Source organism: Dactylosporangium sp. CA-152071 (genome assembly GCF_050936335.1).
Taxonomy (GTDB): Bacteria; Actinomycetota; Actinomycetes; order Mycobacteriales; family Micromonosporaceae; genus Dactylosporangium; species Dactylosporangium maewongense.
On record NZ_JBNJMZ010000001.1, the window covers coordinates 7865693 to 7880691 of the forward strand.

19 protein-coding genes are annotated in these 14999 nt (G+C 70.3%); 11 read left to right on the forward strand and 8 right to left on the reverse strand.

Annotation, left to right across the window (positions count from 1 at the left end):
- The first annotated feature begins 57 nt into the window (after positions 1-57).
- From ACQEVZ_RS35455 to ACQEVZ_RS35475, 5 genes are all read left to right on the forward strand, one after another.
- Complete coding sequence (locus ACQEVZ_RS35455; protein WP_425552326.1) at positions 58-429, forward strand: HesB/IscA family protein; 372 nt, start codon at positions 58-60, stop codon at positions 427-429.
- A gap of 187 nt (positions 430-616) precedes the next feature.
- Positions 617-1597: a carbohydrate kinase family protein gene (locus tag ACQEVZ_RS35460; RefSeq protein WP_344506248.1), complete on the forward strand. Its 981-nt coding sequence runs from the start codon at positions 617-619 to the stop codon at positions 1595-1597.
- A 67-nt stretch (positions 1598-1664) separates the two neighbouring features.
- Positions 1665-2060: a TlpA family protein disulfide reductase gene (locus ACQEVZ_RS35465; RefSeq protein ID WP_354904391.1), complete on the forward strand. Its 396-nt coding sequence runs from the start codon at positions 1665-1667 to the stop codon at positions 2058-2060.
- Positions 2061-2320: 260 nt separating this feature from the next.
- Positions 2321-2680: a hypothetical protein gene (locus tag ACQEVZ_RS35470; RefSeq protein ID WP_433374654.1), complete on the forward strand. Its 360-nt coding sequence runs from the start codon at positions 2321-2323 to the stop codon at positions 2678-2680.
- The gene (locus tag ACQEVZ_RS35475) at positions 2677-3087 is read left to right on the forward strand and encodes a DUF4395 domain-containing protein (RefSeq protein WP_433374656.1); all 411 of its coding nucleotides are present in this window, start codon (positions 2677-2679) and stop codon (positions 3085-3087) included. The genes ACQEVZ_RS35470 and ACQEVZ_RS35475 overlap by 4 nt, the downstream gene beginning before the upstream one ends.
- A 382-nt stretch (positions 3088-3469) precedes the next feature.
- Here ACQEVZ_RS35475 and ACQEVZ_RS35480 read toward each other — a convergent pair whose 3' ends face one another.
- Positions 3470-3685 (reverse strand): sulfurtransferase TusA family protein, encoded by a 216-nt coding sequence (locus tag ACQEVZ_RS35480; protein ID WP_344506251.1) that lies wholly within the window; start codon positions 3683-3685, stop codon positions 3470-3472.
- The gene (locus tag ACQEVZ_RS35485; RefSeq protein ID WP_433374660.1) at positions 3682-4818 is read right to left on the reverse strand and encodes a cysteine desulfurase family protein; all 1137 of its coding nucleotides are present in this window, start codon (positions 4816-4818) and stop codon (positions 3682-3684) included. Before ACQEVZ_RS35485 ends, ACQEVZ_RS35480 begins: the two co-directional genes overlap by 4 nt.
- Before the next feature lie 113 nt (positions 4819-4931).
- Here ACQEVZ_RS35485 and ctaC point away from each other — a divergent pair, with 113 nt between their 5' ends.
- Both ctaC and ACQEVZ_RS35495 read left to right on the forward strand, forming a co-directional pair.
- The gene (gene ctaC, locus ACQEVZ_RS35490; RefSeq protein WP_433374663.1) at positions 4932-5798 is read left to right on the forward strand and encodes an aa3-type cytochrome oxidase subunit II; all 867 of its coding nucleotides are present in this window, start codon (positions 4932-4934) and stop codon (positions 5796-5798) included.
- Positions 5799-5814: 16 nt separating this feature from the next.
- The gene (locus ACQEVZ_RS35495) at positions 5815-6258 is read left to right on the forward strand and encodes a cytochrome c oxidase subunit 4 (RefSeq protein WP_433374665.1); all 444 of its coding nucleotides are present in this window, start codon (positions 5815-5817) and stop codon (positions 6256-6258) included.
- A gap of 50 nt (positions 6259-6308) precedes the next feature.
- Here ACQEVZ_RS35495 and ACQEVZ_RS35500 read toward each other — a convergent pair whose 3' ends face one another.
- From ACQEVZ_RS35500 to ACQEVZ_RS35525, 6 genes are all read right to left on the reverse strand, one after another.
- Positions 6309-6845: a phospholipase gene (locus tag ACQEVZ_RS35500; RefSeq protein WP_433374668.1), complete on the reverse strand. Its 537-nt coding sequence runs from the start codon at positions 6843-6845 to the stop codon at positions 6309-6311.
- A 77-nt stretch (positions 6846-6922) separates the two neighbouring features.
- Complete coding sequence (locus ACQEVZ_RS35505) at positions 6923-7123, reverse strand: hypothetical protein (RefSeq protein ID WP_344506255.1); 201 nt, start codon at positions 7121-7123, stop codon at positions 6923-6925.
- Between the two features lie 49 nt (positions 7124-7172).
- Positions 7173-7982: a hypothetical protein gene (locus ACQEVZ_RS35510; RefSeq protein WP_433374671.1), complete on the reverse strand. Its 810-nt coding sequence runs from the start codon at positions 7980-7982 to the stop codon at positions 7173-7175.
- A gap of 234 nt (positions 7983-8216) precedes the next feature.
- Entirely contained in the window at positions 8217-9260 is a 1044-nt protein-coding gene (gene trpD, locus ACQEVZ_RS35515; RefSeq protein ID WP_344506257.1) for an anthranilate phosphoribosyltransferase, read from the reverse strand.
- A 2-nt stretch (positions 9261-9262) separates the two neighbouring features.
- Positions 9263-9655 (reverse strand): hypothetical protein, encoded by a 393-nt coding sequence (locus tag ACQEVZ_RS35520; protein WP_344506258.1) that lies wholly within the window; start codon positions 9653-9655, stop codon positions 9263-9265.
- Complete coding sequence (locus ACQEVZ_RS35525; protein WP_433377149.1) at positions 9652-10617, reverse strand: cytochrome c oxidase assembly protein; 966 nt, start codon at positions 10615-10617, stop codon at positions 9652-9654. The genes ACQEVZ_RS35520 and ACQEVZ_RS35525 overlap by 4 nt, the downstream gene beginning before the upstream one ends.
- 90 nt (positions 10618-10707) lie before the next feature.
- Between ACQEVZ_RS35525 and ctaE the strand changes: the two genes are divergently transcribed.
- The 4 genes from ctaE to qcrB all read left to right on the forward strand — a co-directional run bounded on the left by ctaE (position 10708) and on the right by qcrB (position 14975).
- Complete coding sequence (gene ctaE / locus ACQEVZ_RS35530; protein WP_344506260.1) at positions 10708-11307, forward strand: aa3-type cytochrome oxidase subunit III; 600 nt, start codon at positions 10708-10710, stop codon at positions 11305-11307.
- Between the two features lie 76 nt (positions 11308-11383).
- Entirely contained in the window at positions 11384-12250 is an 867-nt protein-coding gene (qcrC, locus tag ACQEVZ_RS35535) for a cytochrome bc1 complex diheme cytochrome c subunit (protein WP_433374676.1), read from the forward strand.
- Positions 12247-13341: a cytochrome bc1 complex Rieske iron-sulfur subunit gene (gene qcrA / locus ACQEVZ_RS35540; protein WP_433374679.1), complete on the forward strand. Its 1095-nt coding sequence runs from the start codon at positions 12247-12249 to the stop codon at positions 13339-13341. The genes qcrC and qcrA overlap by 4 nt, the downstream gene beginning before the upstream one ends.
- A complete protein-coding gene (gene qcrB / locus ACQEVZ_RS35545) occupies positions 13338-14975 on the forward strand; it encodes a cytochrome bc1 complex cytochrome b subunit (protein ID WP_344506263.1) in 1638 nt (545 codons plus the stop codon). The genes qcrA and qcrB overlap by 4 nt, the downstream gene beginning before the upstream one ends.
- Positions 14976-14999: the final 24 nt, after the last annotated feature.

The window sequence follows — 14999 nt, forward strand, 5'->3', positions numbered from 1 at the left end:
TCGCCTCCGCGTTGGCAACCGGTGGAACCGTAGACATCACCGCAGGGAGCCTTGATCGTGACCGCTTCTCCGAAGTTTGCCGAGCCTGTTCAGACGGACAACCCGGCCGGCATCGGCCTCACCGCGGATGCCGCTGTCAAGGTGAAGGGCCTGCTGGAGCAGGAAGGGCGGGACGACCTGCGGCTCCGCGTCGCCGTCCAGCCCGGCGGCTGCTCCGGCCTGCGCTACCAGCTGTTCTTCGACGAGCGTTCGCTCGACGGGGACAAGGTCAGCACCTACGACGGCTTCGAGGTCGTCGTCGACCGCATGAGTGTGCCCTACCTCACCGGCGCGACGATCGACTTCGCCGACCGGATCGACGCGCAGGGCTTCACCATCGACAACCCCAACGCCCAGGGCTCCTGCGCCTGCGGCGACTCCTTCCACTAGTTCCCGGCTCATCCCAAGGCCGCTCTCCGACCCCTGGAGGGCGGCCTTTTGGTGCCTTTTCTGCTCTCTTCCTGCTCCTGCAGGGCGGCCTTTTGGTGCTCTTCCTGAGCTTTCTGTGGGGTGTCCGCGCTGGCTGGACCGGGACAGTAGTCTGTTCAGGCCCTGCCGTCTTGAGACCGAGGTTTCCATGAAGATCGTCGTCACCGGCTCGATCGCGACCGACCACCTGATGCACTTCCCGGGCCGCTTCGCCGAGCAGCTCCTGCCCGACCAGCTGCACAAGGTCTCGCTGTCGTTCCTCGTCGACGACCTGACCGTCCGCCGCGGCGGCATCGCGCCCAACATCGCGTACGGCATGGCCCTGCTCGGCCTCGAGCCGATCCTCGTCGGTGCCGTCGGCGCCGACTTCGGCGACTACCGCAGCTGGCTCACCCGCCACGGCGTCGACTGCGACTCCGTCTACGTGAGCGAGATCGCGCACACCGCCCGGTTCGTCTGCACCACCGACGACGACATGTGCCAGATCGCCTCGTTCTACGCCGGCGCCATGTCCGAGGCCCGCAACATCGAGCTGTCCCCGGTCAACGACCGGGTCGGCGGCATCGACCTCGTCCTCATCAGCGCCAACGACCCGGTCGCGATGGTCCGGCACACGGAGGAGGCCCGCACGCTCGGCGTGCCCTTCGCCGCCGACTGCTCGCAGCAGCTCGCCCGCATGTCCGCCGACGAGATCCGCAAGCTGATCGACGGCGCCGCGTACCTGCTGACCAACGACTACGAGAAGGAGCTCCTCGAGTCGAAGACCGGGCTCACGACCGAGTCGCTGCTGGACAAGGTCGGCGTCCTCATCACCACCCTCGGCAAGGACGGCGCCCTCATCCGCGGCCGCGACCTGCCCGCCGAGATCCACGTGCCGGTCGCCAAGGGTGTCGTCGCCAACGACCCGACCGGCGTCGGCGACGGTTTCCGGGCCGGCTTCTTCTCCGCCCTGTCGTGGGGCCTGGGCCTGGAGCGCGCCGCGCAGGTCGGCTCGATGGTCGCCGCCCTGGTCCTCGAGACCGTCGGCCCGCAGGAGTACGAGATCCTGCCCGCCGAGTTCACCAAGCGCATCGCCGAGTCGTACGGCGACGCCGCCGCGGACGAGATCCGCGCCTACCTCCCCGCCTGACCCTGCCTTCCGGGCTCTGAACCATCCCTATCGGTGTAGTAGGTACGGGCGTACAGTTGCCGCTGTGATGATCGTGGTCGTGGCGCTGCTCGCCCTCGCGACCGTGGCGGGCCTCGTCTACCGGGCCCGCTACGGCCGCCTCCGCGCGGCCGGGGGCGACCTGCCCGCAGGCCTGCTCTCCCCGGCCCGCGACACGGTCACTCTGCTGCAGTTCTCCTCCGCGACGTGCGCCCCCTGCCGCCAGGTCCGCGCCGTCTGCACCGACCTCGCCACCACCGTCTCCGGCGTCCGCCACGTCGAACTGGACGCCGAGGAACACCTCGACGCCGTCCGCGAGCTGGGCATCTGGCGCCTGCCGACGCTGCTCGTCGTGGACACGCGCGGCACCATCGCCCGCCGCACCGTCGGCGTCCCCGACCGCGCCACCCTCCACGCCACCGTCACGGAGGTCCTGGCCGCATGACCTCCGCCCCGCCTGGCACCGCCGCCCTGCACGCCACCCACGGGAATCATGGCCGAATGGCCCCCGACCCGAACGGCGTGGTCGCCGGCTGCGCGGTCGCCGACTGGGCTTCCCCGCGCGCTTTCGCTTCGGAGCTCCTGGCCGTATGGCCCCCGACGCGGGACTCTCGCAGACCGCACGGTGTCATCGCTCGCCACACTGCCGGCGCCCGCGTCCCCGACCGCGCCGTCCTGCGCGCCACCCACGGAGATCGTGGCCGCATGACCCCCGACCTCTGCGGCGCCACCGCCCGCCACGCCGCCGCCAGCTGGGCTTCCCCACGCGCCGCCGTCACCGAGGTCCTGGCCGTATGGCCTCCATCGGGTGCCTCCCGCGGCCCGCGCAGCGCCCTCTGCCGCAGCGCAATTTCCCGCCGCGTCATCGCCCACGGCGCGATTTCCCGCCGCGTCATCGCCCACGGCGCGATTTCCCGCCGCGTCATCGCCCACGGCGCGATTTCCCGCCGCGTCATCGCCCGCAGCGCGATTTCCCGCCGCGTCATCGCCCATCGCGCCATCGGCGTCGGCCTGCCCGCCCGCACCGTCCTGCGCGCCACCTTCACGGAGGTTCTGGCCACATGACCCTCGACCCGCGCGGCCCGCGCTTCTCCGCCGCCCTCACCACGGTTGTCTTCGTGATCGTCCTGCTCACCGGCAGCGGCTGGCTCGCCCTCGCCCAGGCGGTGATCTTCGCCGTCGGCGCGTACGACCCCCGCCTCACGCCGTACGGGCTGCTCTACCGCTACCTGGTCGCCCCGCGCCTCGTGCCGCCCGTCGAACGGGAGGACGGTGCCCCGGTGCGCTTCGCCCAGGCGGTCGGTCTGCTCTTCACCGTGGTCACCGTCGCCGGCTACCTGTCGGGCGTCACCGTGCTCGGCGTCGTCGGCGCGTCGTTCGCGCTGGTGGCGGCCTTCCTGAACTCCGCGTTCGGCCTCTGCCTGGGCTGTGAGGCGTATCTGCTGATCAAGCGCCTCCGCCCGGCGCAGTAACCCGATCGAGACACCCGATCGCGCCTACGCCCGACGCAGCCGTCCAGCGCGGTCACCCGACGCAGCCGTCCAGCACAGTCGGCCAACCCAGCCGCCCAACCGCCCGACGCAGTCGCCTAACGCGGTCGCTCGACGCAGTCCGCCCAGCGTGGTCGCCCTGCCGCCCGGCGCAGGCGCTTCAGCGCGGTCGACCTACGCCCAGCTCGGTAACCCTTCGTCCAACGCAGTAGAAACCGATCGCGTCCCGCCCGAGCGCGGCGGACCCGATTCGGATGACCCGGTGACGGGCCTCCGCTGTTCCTCGACCGTACCCCAGGCATCCAAGTTGATGTTCGGCGTCGCTACTGTCCGTAGCATACCGGCCGTCGGGAGCGCGGTCAGGTCAGCGGAGCTCGACGGTGTGGCGGGTGTCGTCGGTGGAGATGAAGGTGTGGCCGCGCAGGCGGCACCACGCGGGGATGTCGACCGCGGCCGCCGGGTCGTCGGCGAGGACCTCGATGCGCGTGCCCGGAGGCTGCGTCGCGGCGAGCTTCGCCAGCATGATGACCGGCAGCGGGCAGCGCTTGCCGAGGGCCTCGACCACCAGCGGCGCGCTCACATGCCCACCTCGGCCCGCACGTCGGCGACCAGGCCGGGCAGCACCGCCAGGAAGCGGCGGACATCGTCGGCGGTGACTCCACTATGGAGCGAGACGCGGACGTTGCCGTGGGTGAGGACGCCCATGGCGGCCAGGACGTGCGACGGCTGGAGGGTGTCGGCGGTGCAGGCGGAGCCCGACGACACCGCGAACCCGGCCCGGTCCAGGGCGTGCAGGAGGACCTCGCCGTCGACGTACAGGCAGGAGAAGGTCACGATGTGCGGCAGCCGCTCGACGGGGTCGCCGACGATCTCCACGTCGGGGACGGTGGCGGCGACCGTGGTGCGGATCTCGTCGACGAGGGCGCTCAGCCGGACGGCCTCGGCCGCCGCCTCGGCGTGCACGGCCCGTAACGACGCGGCGGCGGCGACCACCGCCGGCACGTCCGCGGGCGGCTCCCACGGCTGCTCCCAGCGGGTGCCCTTGCGCACGGCGAGGACGCCCACCCCGGCCGGCCCGCCCCACTTGCGGGCGCTGCCGGCCAGCAGCGACCAGCCCGTGGGCAGCGGCGCGTGACCGATCGACTGGGCGGCGTCGACCAGCAGCGGCACCCCGGCCGCGGCGCACAGCGAGGCGGCCGCCTCGACCGGTTGCAGCGTCCCCACCTCATGATTCGCGCTCTGGACGGCGGCCAGGGCCACTTCCGGCGAATCCAGTGCCTTCTGGAGGGCGTCCAGGTCGACCCGGCCGGTCAGCGACACCGGCACCGCGGTGGCGTCGGCGCCGGCGGCCTTGATGACCGCGGAGTGCTCGACGGCGCTGTGCACGACGCGGCACAGGTCGCGGGCCTTCCTGACGCCGCTGACGGCGCGCCGGACGGCGTCGGTGCCGCCGGCGGTGAAGTGCAGCTCGTCGGGGCGGACGCCGAGGACGTCCGCGACGGTCGCCCGGGCCGCGTCCAGCAGCCGGCGGGCCCGCCGGGCAGGCGTGTAGAGCTTGCCGGGGTCGGCCCAGCCGTCGTCCAGTGCGGCCAGAAATGCTTGCCGCGCAACGGGATGCGGCGGCATCGCGGTGGCCGCGTCGAAGTAGACACCCACCTGGGCAACGCTATCGCGAGCCGGACACTGCCACCCCAAGCCGGGCGGACCACTCATGGTCGAGTACGCTCGCCAGCGTTGGTGAGGCTTGCCGCGTGACGCATCCGGAGACGGGCCGCGCGGCGCTGCTAAGGAGGCAGGAGCAGGTGGTCTCAAAGGGTTTGAGCCCTGTGGGTGCCCTTGGGCGCGCCGTCGGGCTCGCCGTCTCGGCCGTCGCGGTGACGACCCTGCTCGCCGGGTGCTCCGTCGACGACGCGTTCGCCGGGTTCGGTTGGCCGAAGGGCATCACCCAGCAGGGCGATCGCATGTACGACCTGTGGATCGGGTCCGTGGTCGCCGCGCTCGTGGTCGGTGTCTTCGTGTGGGGCCTGATCTTCTGGTGCGTCGTGCGGTACCGCAAGCGCGGCGACGAGCTGCCGCCCCAGACGCGGTACAACATGCCGTTCGAGATCCTGTACACGGTCGCGCCGTTCGTGGTCATCGCCGTGTTGTTCTTCTACACCGCGATCATCCAGACCGACGTCGACCGGCTGTCGAAGAACCCGGACGTCAACATCGAGGTCATCGCCTCGAAGTGGAACTGGCAGTTCGTGTACAGCGACACCAAGGGCCCGGACGGCAAGCCGATCACGACGGTCGGCGCCGACGACTACATCCCGGTGCTGGTGCTGCCGGCGGGCAAGTCGGTGCAGTTCAAGGAGACCTCGCGCGACGTCATCCACTCGTTCTGGGTGCCGGACATCCTGTTCAAGCGGGACGTCATCCCCGGCGTGGAGAACAGGTTCGAGATCAAGCTGAAGGACAACGCCGCCGGCGCCTACGTCGGCCGGTGCGCGGAGCTGTGCGGCACGTATCACTCGATGATGAACTTCGAGCTGCGGGTCGTGTCGGCCGAGCAGTACGGCCAGTACCTGGCCCTGCGGACCGCCGGTAAGAGCACCCCGGAGGCCCTGGCGCAGCTGGGCTTCCCGAACCAGGGCTACGCGACGAAGACGCAGCCGTTCGACACCGACCGCACCAAGCGGTCCTCGAGCTGAGAAAGGGCGCACGGCGATGAAGTCAGAAGGACGCTTGTTCTTCGTGCTCGCGTTGTTCGTGTTCGCGATGGCCGCGCTCTACGGCTGGTGGACCGACGTGGCCCCGCACGAGCAGACCGGACACCGCGGCGTCGAGTGGATCGGCGTGGTCGCGCTGGTCCTGTCGGGGCTGCTGCTCACGATGATCGGCAGCGCGCTGTGGCTGATCTCGCGCCGCATCGAGCCGCGTCCCGAGGACCGGCCCGAGGCGGAGATCCACGAGGGCGCCGGCGACCTGGGCTTCTTCAGCCCGGGCAGCTACTGGCCCGTCGGCATCGCGCTCTCCGCGGCGACCGCCAGCATCGGTCTGGCGTTCGACCAGTGGTGGCTCGTCGCGGTCGGCCTGGTCTCGGTCATCGTCGCCACCTGCGGGCTGATGTTCGAGTACTACACCGGCAGCCGTCGCGGAGCCGAGCACTGAGGCAACTGAGGTTCGTTGAAAGAAGGGGGCCCCTGGTGGGGCCCCCTTCTTCATGCCCTGGACCTGGCGGCGGCGAGCTCGCCGCGCTCCTTGAGGTCCGCGGCGCGCTGCAGGTCGCCGTCGCTGACGACGAGGTTCCCGAACGCGGAAACGGCCTGGTAGTACGTCCACGCGAGGCTGGTGCAGGCCGGCCGGACGAACGCGTTGTACGTGGCGCACTTGGCCTTCAGGTCGCGGTAGAACGCGTCGTCGATGCGGGACTTGTTGGCCGGGAACTGCCCGACCGCCTTGTAGTTGCGGTAGCCGAAGTCGTGCCGCTGGCACGACAGCCGGAAGTCGAAGCCGAGCGGCTGGTCGGGGCTGCTGGAGCAGTAGTCGGTGGACCAGTCGAAGCCGTAGGCGGCCCAGTCGGACTGGTGCTGGCGGGCGGTGTTCCAGGCGTTGTAGCTCGCGGCGGTCGGCTGCGACCACGACGACATGACGGCCAGCTTCTCGTCGATGCCGGCCGCGGCGGCGGGGGATGCGGTGGTGACGATGCCGGCCACCGCGCAAGCGAGCGCGAGGCCGGCGGCGCGCCGGAGATTCATGAACAGATTGTCAGGCCTCGATGTGTACCGGCGGGGAACTTGCGCCGAACGGTATCCACGGAGAGCTGAACGGTCGTTCAGGCCGCTTTCCGCCGCTGCCGGAGGATCACCCGCGAGCGGCGGTCCATCAGCAGGATGACCGGCGCCACCACGATCGCGGCGCCGCAGGCCGTGCAGGCCCGGTCGGGGCAGGTCGCCCGCGGGTGGTCGGGGCACGCCGGCTGTTCGAAGATCCGCTGCCGGGCGCAGGTGTCGCAGTGCAGCTCCATGCGGGTCACGCTGCCACCGCCGGCCGCCCCCGCCCGGGACGGCCCGCGGCGTGTCACATCACTTTTCGGTAGCGCTCGGCTTCGGGGCCCGGGTGGGGCTGGGGATCGCCTTCGCGGCGGGCCTGGCCGAGGCCGTCGCCTTCACGGCCGGCTTCGCGGTCGGCGGCAGGAACGCCTCGTCGCTGACGCTGGGAGTCGTGTACTGCAGGGTGAGCTGCGTGTACTTCCCGGCGTCCGTGGTGCCCTCGAAGTACGCCAGCAACCCGGCCGGGTTGACGCACGCCGTCTCGGTGCGGATGCCGCGCGCCGTCACCGACACGCACTGGGCGTCGCCGTGCTTGGAGGTGCCCGTCCGCACCTCCTCACCCCGGGCGATCGTGGCGAGCCTGCCCATCGCCGCCTCAGGGGCCATGAACTCGCCCCCGAACGCGTCGCTGATGTCCCTGGCCTGGGAGGGGGACATCGTGTCCGCCCCCGGGCCTTCGTCGCACTGAGGGACCGGCTGAGGGCTCTTCTTGGCCTTCGGGGACGGCGAGGGGGTCACGTTCCGGCACAGGTACGTGCCGTCGGGCGTCGCGATGTACGTGACGCCGAACCCCCGGTAGGCCCGTCGCGGCATCGACTGGGAGACGACGACGCCGGCCCCGGCGGCGGTCTGGTACTGGATCGTCGCGTCCGTCTGCAGCCCGAGCACCAGCCTGGACGCGAGACTGTCGACCAGCTCGAGGGCGGGGTTGGCGGCCTCCGCCTGCTCCTGCACCGGTGCGCCGCACGACTTCGCCATCATGCCGGCGAACCCGAGCGTCAACGCCCCGGCAAGGACCGCCGACACCAGCGCCTTTTTCTGCGAGTTGGGAGTGTTGGCCACGTTTCGTCAACGCCCCGCACCGCTTCCGGGTCACGCGGTCGCCTGCCTTTACCCCGGATATGTCCGCTCCGCGAACATATCCGAAATTTCGGTTATGTCGGGCGCGAAGCGCCACGACATAACCGATGAAAACATCACCGGCCCCCGGGCCGCCCGCGTTGATCGAGTAGCGGATCCGGCCGTCATCACGACCGGATCCGTCATTCGATCAACGGTGGGGTCAAAGAGCGGGCGTTACGGCTTGAAGGCGGCCCAGCGGGTGACGAGCGCGGTCGCGGCGCCCGAGTCGACGGCGGCCGCGGCGCGGGCGATGCCGGCGCGGAGCTGGTCGGGCAGGCCCGTGGGGGAGAGGCCGTCGCGGGCGGCGATGGCGGCGGCCGCGTTGACCAGGACCGCGTCGCGGACCGGGCCGGTCTCGCCGGCGAACATGCGGTGCGCCACCGCGACGTTGTGGGCCGGGTCGCCGCCGCGCAGGTCACCCGGGGCGGAGCGGGGCAGGCCCAGGTCGGCCGCGTCGAGGACCGTCTCGGTGACCGAGCCGCCGCTGACCGCCCACACGCGGGTGGGCGCGCCGGTGGTGAACTCGTCCAGGCCGTCCTCGCCGCGCACGAGCAGCACGGAGAAGTTGCGCTTCGCCAGTACCGACGCCATCACCGACGCCATGCGCGTGTCGAAGCACCCGACGGTCGCCGCGGTCGGCTGCGCCGGGTTGGTGAGCGGGCCGAGGAAGTTGAAGACCGTCGGCACGCCCATCTCGCGGCGGGTGGCCGAGGCGTGGCGCATGCCGGGGTGGAAGCGGGCCGCGAAGCAGAAGCCGATCCCGACCTCCTGCACGCAGCGGGCCACCTCGTCGGGGCCGAGGTCGATGGTGACCCCGAGCGCCTCGAGGAGGTCCGCGGCGCCGGTGGAGGAGGAGGCGGCGCGGTTGCCGTGCTTCACGACCGGCACGCCGGCGGCGGCGGTGACGATCGCGGCCATCGTGGAGATGTTGACGGTGTTGGCACGGTCGCCGCCGGTGCCGACGATGTCGACGGCGGCGTCGCGCTGGGCGTCGGTGAGCGGGACCTTCGGCGCGATGGACAGCATCGTCTCGGCGACGCCGGCCACCTCGGTGATCGTCTCACCCTTGGCGCGCAGCGCGACGACGAACGCGGCGATCTGGCTGGGCGTGGCCGAGCCGGCCATGATCTCGCCCATGGCCCAGCCGGTGTCGTCGTTGGACAGGTCCTCGCCCCGGAGCAGGGCGTTGAGCAGCTGGGGCCAGGTCCGCTCGCCCATGCTCAGCCCTGGACGGGGAGCGAGCGCAGGAGGTCCGACACCGTCTTGCCCGTGGTGACCGGGTCCAGCGGATACATGATCGTGCCCTCGACCCGCGCGTAGGACGCCAGCCAGCGGTCGGCGGCCCGGGCGATCGCCAGGACGACCGGCGGCGGGTCGGTGATCTCGTCCTTGAGCTGGCGGGCGATGCCGAGACCCCCGCCGGGGGTCGCCTCGCCGTCGAGGACCAGCAGGTCCACGTCGGTGTCGTCGACGAGCCTGACGACCTCCGCGTAGGTGGAGGCGTCGACGAACTTCACCGTGAGGTCGGCCGCGGGACGGCTGCCGATGGCGAGCCGCATGCGGTCGCGGACCTCGGGATCGTCGCTGTACAGCAGGACGGTGTGCTGTGTCATGTGCGCGCTGCTCCTCGTGTGGCGGGTGCCTCGGGGATCGTACCGTCATCGGTGATGGTGATGCCGGTGCGGGCGGACCACTCCTGCTCCTCGACCCGCTGCCGCTCCTCGCGGTCGAGGCGCCGGTCGATCCGCTTCGCCTCCCGGTCCGACTGGCGCATCCACTGCACGACGAGCACGGCGAGCATCGTCACGGAGACGAACTCCCCGCCCGCCCACAGGACCCCGCCGGCGACGACCTGGTCGTGCACCGGGTCGGCCCAGGCCAGGCCCAGCGACGGGTACCAGTCGCCGCCGAGCAGCTCCTTGCTCTGCATGATGGTCAGCCCGAGGACCGTGTGGAACGGCGTCGACAGGAACATCAGCAGCGCCCGCGCCGGGTACGGCCAGCGCCCCGGCAACGGGTCGAGGCCGATCAGCGGCCAGAAGAACAGGCAGCCCACGGCGATGAAGTGCGCGTGGGTCAGCTCGTGCACCCAGCCGTGGCGCATCGTCAGCTCGTACAGGCCGGTGAAATACAGCACGAACGGCGTCACGACGAAGAAGCCGAACGCCACCAGGGGGAACGCGAGGATCCGCGCCGCCCGCGAGTGCACCACGGTCAGCACCACCCGCCGGCCCCGCGGCGGCAGCGTGCGCAGCGCGAGGGTGACGGGCGCGCCGAGGGCGAGGAAGATCGGCGCGATCATCGACAGCATCATGTGCTGGATCATGTGGACGCTGAGCAGTGTCGTGTCGTAGCGCTCGACGCCGGACATGGTGACCGCCGCGATCGAGCCGAGGCCCGGCCCGAGGAAGAGCACCACCCGCGCGAGGGGCCACGCGTCGCCGCGCCGGCGCAGGCTCAGCACGCCCGCGAGGTACACCCCGGCGGCGACGACCAGCAGCAGCGTCAACCACGACACGTGCACCGTGCCGAGGATGCCCGCGACGGACGGAGGCCCTGGATCTGCAGCTAGCAACACGTGCACAGCCTATGCCGGAGGCCGAATCGTCCCTCTCTGGTGGACCCCGTGAAAAGTCGCTGATGATCGGGGGGCAATAATGACGGCGTGACTGCGGCCCCAGCGATTGCCAAGAGCCAGATCCACTCACTGACCAGGCCCAACATGGTCAGTGTCGGGACGATCGTGTGGCTCTCCAGCGAGTTGATGTTCTTCGCGGCGCTGTTCGCGATGTATTTCTCGATCCGTGCGGCGGCTCCTGAGCTGTGGCACGAGCACACCGAGGTCCTCAACGTCTGGTACGCGTTGACCTTCACCACCGTCCTGGTGCTGTCGTCCATCACCTGCCAGATCGGCGTGTTCCGCGCCGAGCGCGGTGACGTGCACGGCCTGCGCCGGTGGTTCGCGCTGACCTTCGTGATGGGCCTGATCTTCGTGCTCGGCCAGGCCAACGAGTACGTGACCCTGGTCTCCGAGGGCGTGAAGATCAACGGTGACGGTTACGGCTCGATGTTCTACCTGACGACCGGCTTCCACGGCCTGCACGTCACGGGCGGGCTCATCGCCTTCATCATCTATCTGATCCGCACCACCATGGGCCGGTTCACCCCCGCCCAGGCCACCGCGGCGATCGTCGTGTCGTACTACTGGCACTTCGTCGACGTGGTGTGGATCGCACTGTTCGCGATGATCTACTTCCTGCAGTAGGAGTCCGGGCCGCGTCACGCTCCCGGGACCACCACTTCTCCTCCACGACTTAGGTGATGATCACAAAGGTGAGGCCATGACTTCTGAGCAGAGCAAGCGGCCGCTTGCCCGGCTGGTGCCGGGTGGCGCGCGCGCGGCGCGAGGCAAGCTGCGCCGGCGGTTGTCGGCGGCTGTGCGCCTGGTCGCGGCGCTCACGATCGTCGGCGGCCTCTACACGTCATACGCGCCCGGCGTCGGTCGCGCCGAGGACACCGTGAAGCTGTCCGACGCGGCGGCCGAGGGCAAGGCGATCTACGAGGTCAGCTGCATCACCTGCCACGGCCGCAACGCCCAGGGCGTCGAGGACCGGGGACCGAGCCTCATCGGCGTCGGCTCCGCCGCGGTGGAGTTCCAGGTCAACACCGGCCGCATGCCGCTCACGCGCCAGGAGGCGCAGGCCGAGCGCAAGCAGCCGCAGTTCAACGAGGAGCAGGCCGCGCAGCTGGGCGCCTACATCCAGGAGCTCGGCGGCGGTCCGCAGCTGCCCAGCGCGGCGAGCCTCGACGAGCAGATCAAGCAGGCCCGGGGCGACGACAAGATCCTCGCCCACGGCGGCGAGCTGTACCGGGTCAACTGCTCCTCGTGCCACGCGTTCTCCACCGGCGGCGGCGCGCTGTCGTCCGGCAAGTTCGCCCCGTCGCTGGAGCACTCGACCAACCGCGACATCTACGCGGCGATGCTGACCGGCCCGCAGAACATGCCCGTGTTCGGCAACAACCAGCTGAGCCCGGACGACAAGGCCGCGATCATCGCCTACATCCAGAACCTCAACAAGAGCCAGGCGAGCGACCCGGGCGGCTGGAACCTCGGCCGGTACGGCCCAGTGCCCGAGGGCCTCGTCATCTTCCTCGTCGGTATCGCGGCGCTCGTGTTCGCCACGCTGTGGATTGCAGGGAAGTCATGACCACCCACCACCCGTCCGACGACGAGTTCGACGCGAGTGACGCGTCCCTGACCAGGTTCGACCTGGTCAGGGAGGGCGCCCGCCGCGACGGTGTCGAGATCGTGCACTACGCGCCGCGGTTCCCGGTCCCGGGCACCCGCGCGGAGCGCCGCATCGAGCGCGTCCTGGCGTTCCTGTTCCTGCTCACCGGCCTGGCGTCGACCGCGTTCGTGGTCGCCTACATCGCCTGGCCGTGGAAGTACGGCGAGGGCGACGCGACCTACCGCGACCTCTTCCCGTACTACACGCCGGTCCTCGGCGCGACGCTCGGCCTGGCCCTGCTCACCCTGGGCCTCGGCATCGTCGTGTGGAGCAAGAAGCTCCTGCCCGAGGAGGTCTCGATCCAGGAGCGGCACGACGGCCCGTCCGACAGCACCGAGCAGGTCCTGACCGCGGCGACGATCCTGAACATGGGCGACGAGCTCGGCCTCAAGCGCCGCCGCTTCGTCGGCATGGCGTTCCTGGCCGGTGCCGCCCCGCTCGGCGCGGTCGCGGGCGCGCTGCTCGTCGGCTCGCTGATCAAGGCGCCGACGCAGAACGGCGACAACGTCTTCTTCACCACCGGCTGGGACCCGAAGTACAACGACGGCAAGCCGGTGCGCCTGACCCACGAGGACGGCACCCCGATCCGCCCCGCCGACGTCAGCATCGGCGGCCAGATCACGGTCTTCCCCGGCATCCCGCACGGCGCCACCAACAAGTGGGCCGACTCGCCGACGCTGCTCATCCACCTGCGTGAGGTGGACGCCGAGGCGACGCTGGGCAACGTCAAGGAGATCAACAAGGGCTCCCAGTGGCAGAACTTCGTGGCCTACTCGAAGATCTGCACCCACGCCGGCTGCCCCGCCAGCCTGTACGAGCAGCAGACCAACCGCCTGCTGTGCCCGTGCCACCAGTCGCAGTTCCAGATCACGGACAACGCGCGGCCCATCTTCGGTCCGGCCAGCCGCGCCTTGCCCCAGCTGCCGATTACGGTGGACGATGAGGGGTACTTCATCGCGACCTCGGACTACAAGATTCCGGTCGGACCGGCCTTCTGGGAGCGGCCATGAAACGGCGTAAGATCGACGTCCGGGCTCTCCCGGCCAACTCCGCCAAGGCACTCGACGAGCGGTTCCAGGCGGCCACCCCGCTGCGGCGGCTGATGAACAAGGTCTTCCCCGACCACTGGTCCTTCCTGCTGGGTGAGATCGCGCTCTACTCGTTCATCGTCCTGCTGCTCAGCGGCATCTTCCTGTCGTTGTTCTTCGACCCGTCGCTGCGCGAGGTCGTGTATGACGGCAGCTACGCGCCCCTGAAGGGCGTGGAGATGTCGCAGGCGTACAACACCGCGCTGCACATCTCGTTCGACGTGCGCGGCGGCCTCTTCATGCGCCAGATGCACCACTGGGCCGCGCTGCTGTTCATGGCCGCGATCGTGGTGCACATGTTCCGGGTCTTCTTCACCGGCGCGTTCCGCAAGCCCCGCGAGGCCAACTGGATCGTCGGCGTCCTGCTCTTCTGGATGGGCTTCCTCGAGGGCTTCGGCGGCTACTCGCTGCCTGACGACGCGCTGTCCGGCACCGGCCTGCGCATCGCCAGCGCGATCATGCTGTCCATCCCGATCGTCGGCACGTGGGTGACCACGTCGCTGTTCGGTGGTGAGTTCCCGGGTGAGGTCATCCTCGACCGCCTCTACATCGTGCACGTGCTGCTGGTCCCGGGCGCGCTGCTCGGCCTGATCAGCGTGCACATGGGCCTGCTGGTGAAGCAGAAGCACACCCAGTGGCCCGGCCCCGGCCGCACCAACAACAACGTGGTCGGCGTGCGCATGTTCCCCGGCTTCGCGGCCAAGGCCGGCGGCTTCTTCATGATCGTGTTCGCGATGATCGCGGCGCTCGCGGGCCTGTTCCAGATCAACCCGATCTGGCTGTTCGGCCCGTACAAGGCGGCGGTCGTCTCGGCGGCGAGCCAGCCCGACTGGTACGTCATGTTCCTCGACGGCTCGACCCGTCTCTTCCCGGCCTGGGAGATCCGGTTCGACTTCTTCTACGGTGACGGTTACACCATCCCGCCGATCTTCTGGCCGACGGTGGTGCTACCCGGCATCCTGACGATGTTGCCGATCTTCTATCCGTTCATCGAGGCCAGGTTCAGCAAGGACAAACGGGTCCACAACCTCCTGGAGCGCCCGCGCGACAACCCGCTGCGGACCGCCCTGGGCTCCATGGCCATCGCGTTCTACGTGGTCCTGCTCATCTCCGGCGGCAACGACGTCCTCGCGGACAAGTTCCACATCAGCCTCAACGCGATGACGTGGGCCGGCCGCATCGGCATCCTGGTGCTCCCGCCGCTGGCGTACTACGTGGCGTACCGGGTGGCTCTCGGCCTGCAGCAGCACGACCGCGAGGTCCTCGCCCACGGCGTGGAGACCGGCATCATCCGCCGCCTCCCCGACGGCAAGTTCGTCGAGATCCACCAGCCGCTGCCCTCGGGCAACGGCCACGGCCCCGCCGAGGAGGCGCACGGCGAGGCCCACGGCCTCGACTACGCCGGCTGGGTCGTGCCGAAGAAGATGAACCGCCTCGGTGCCCTGGCCCCGACGGTGAAGGGCTTCTTCTACCCGATCGAGAAGGCCGGCCCGGCCCCCAAGCCGCGCCAGGTCGCCGAGGACCGTGACCGCGAGGAAATCACCAGCGGCCACTGACCCCGATCCCGTGCGAAACCCCCG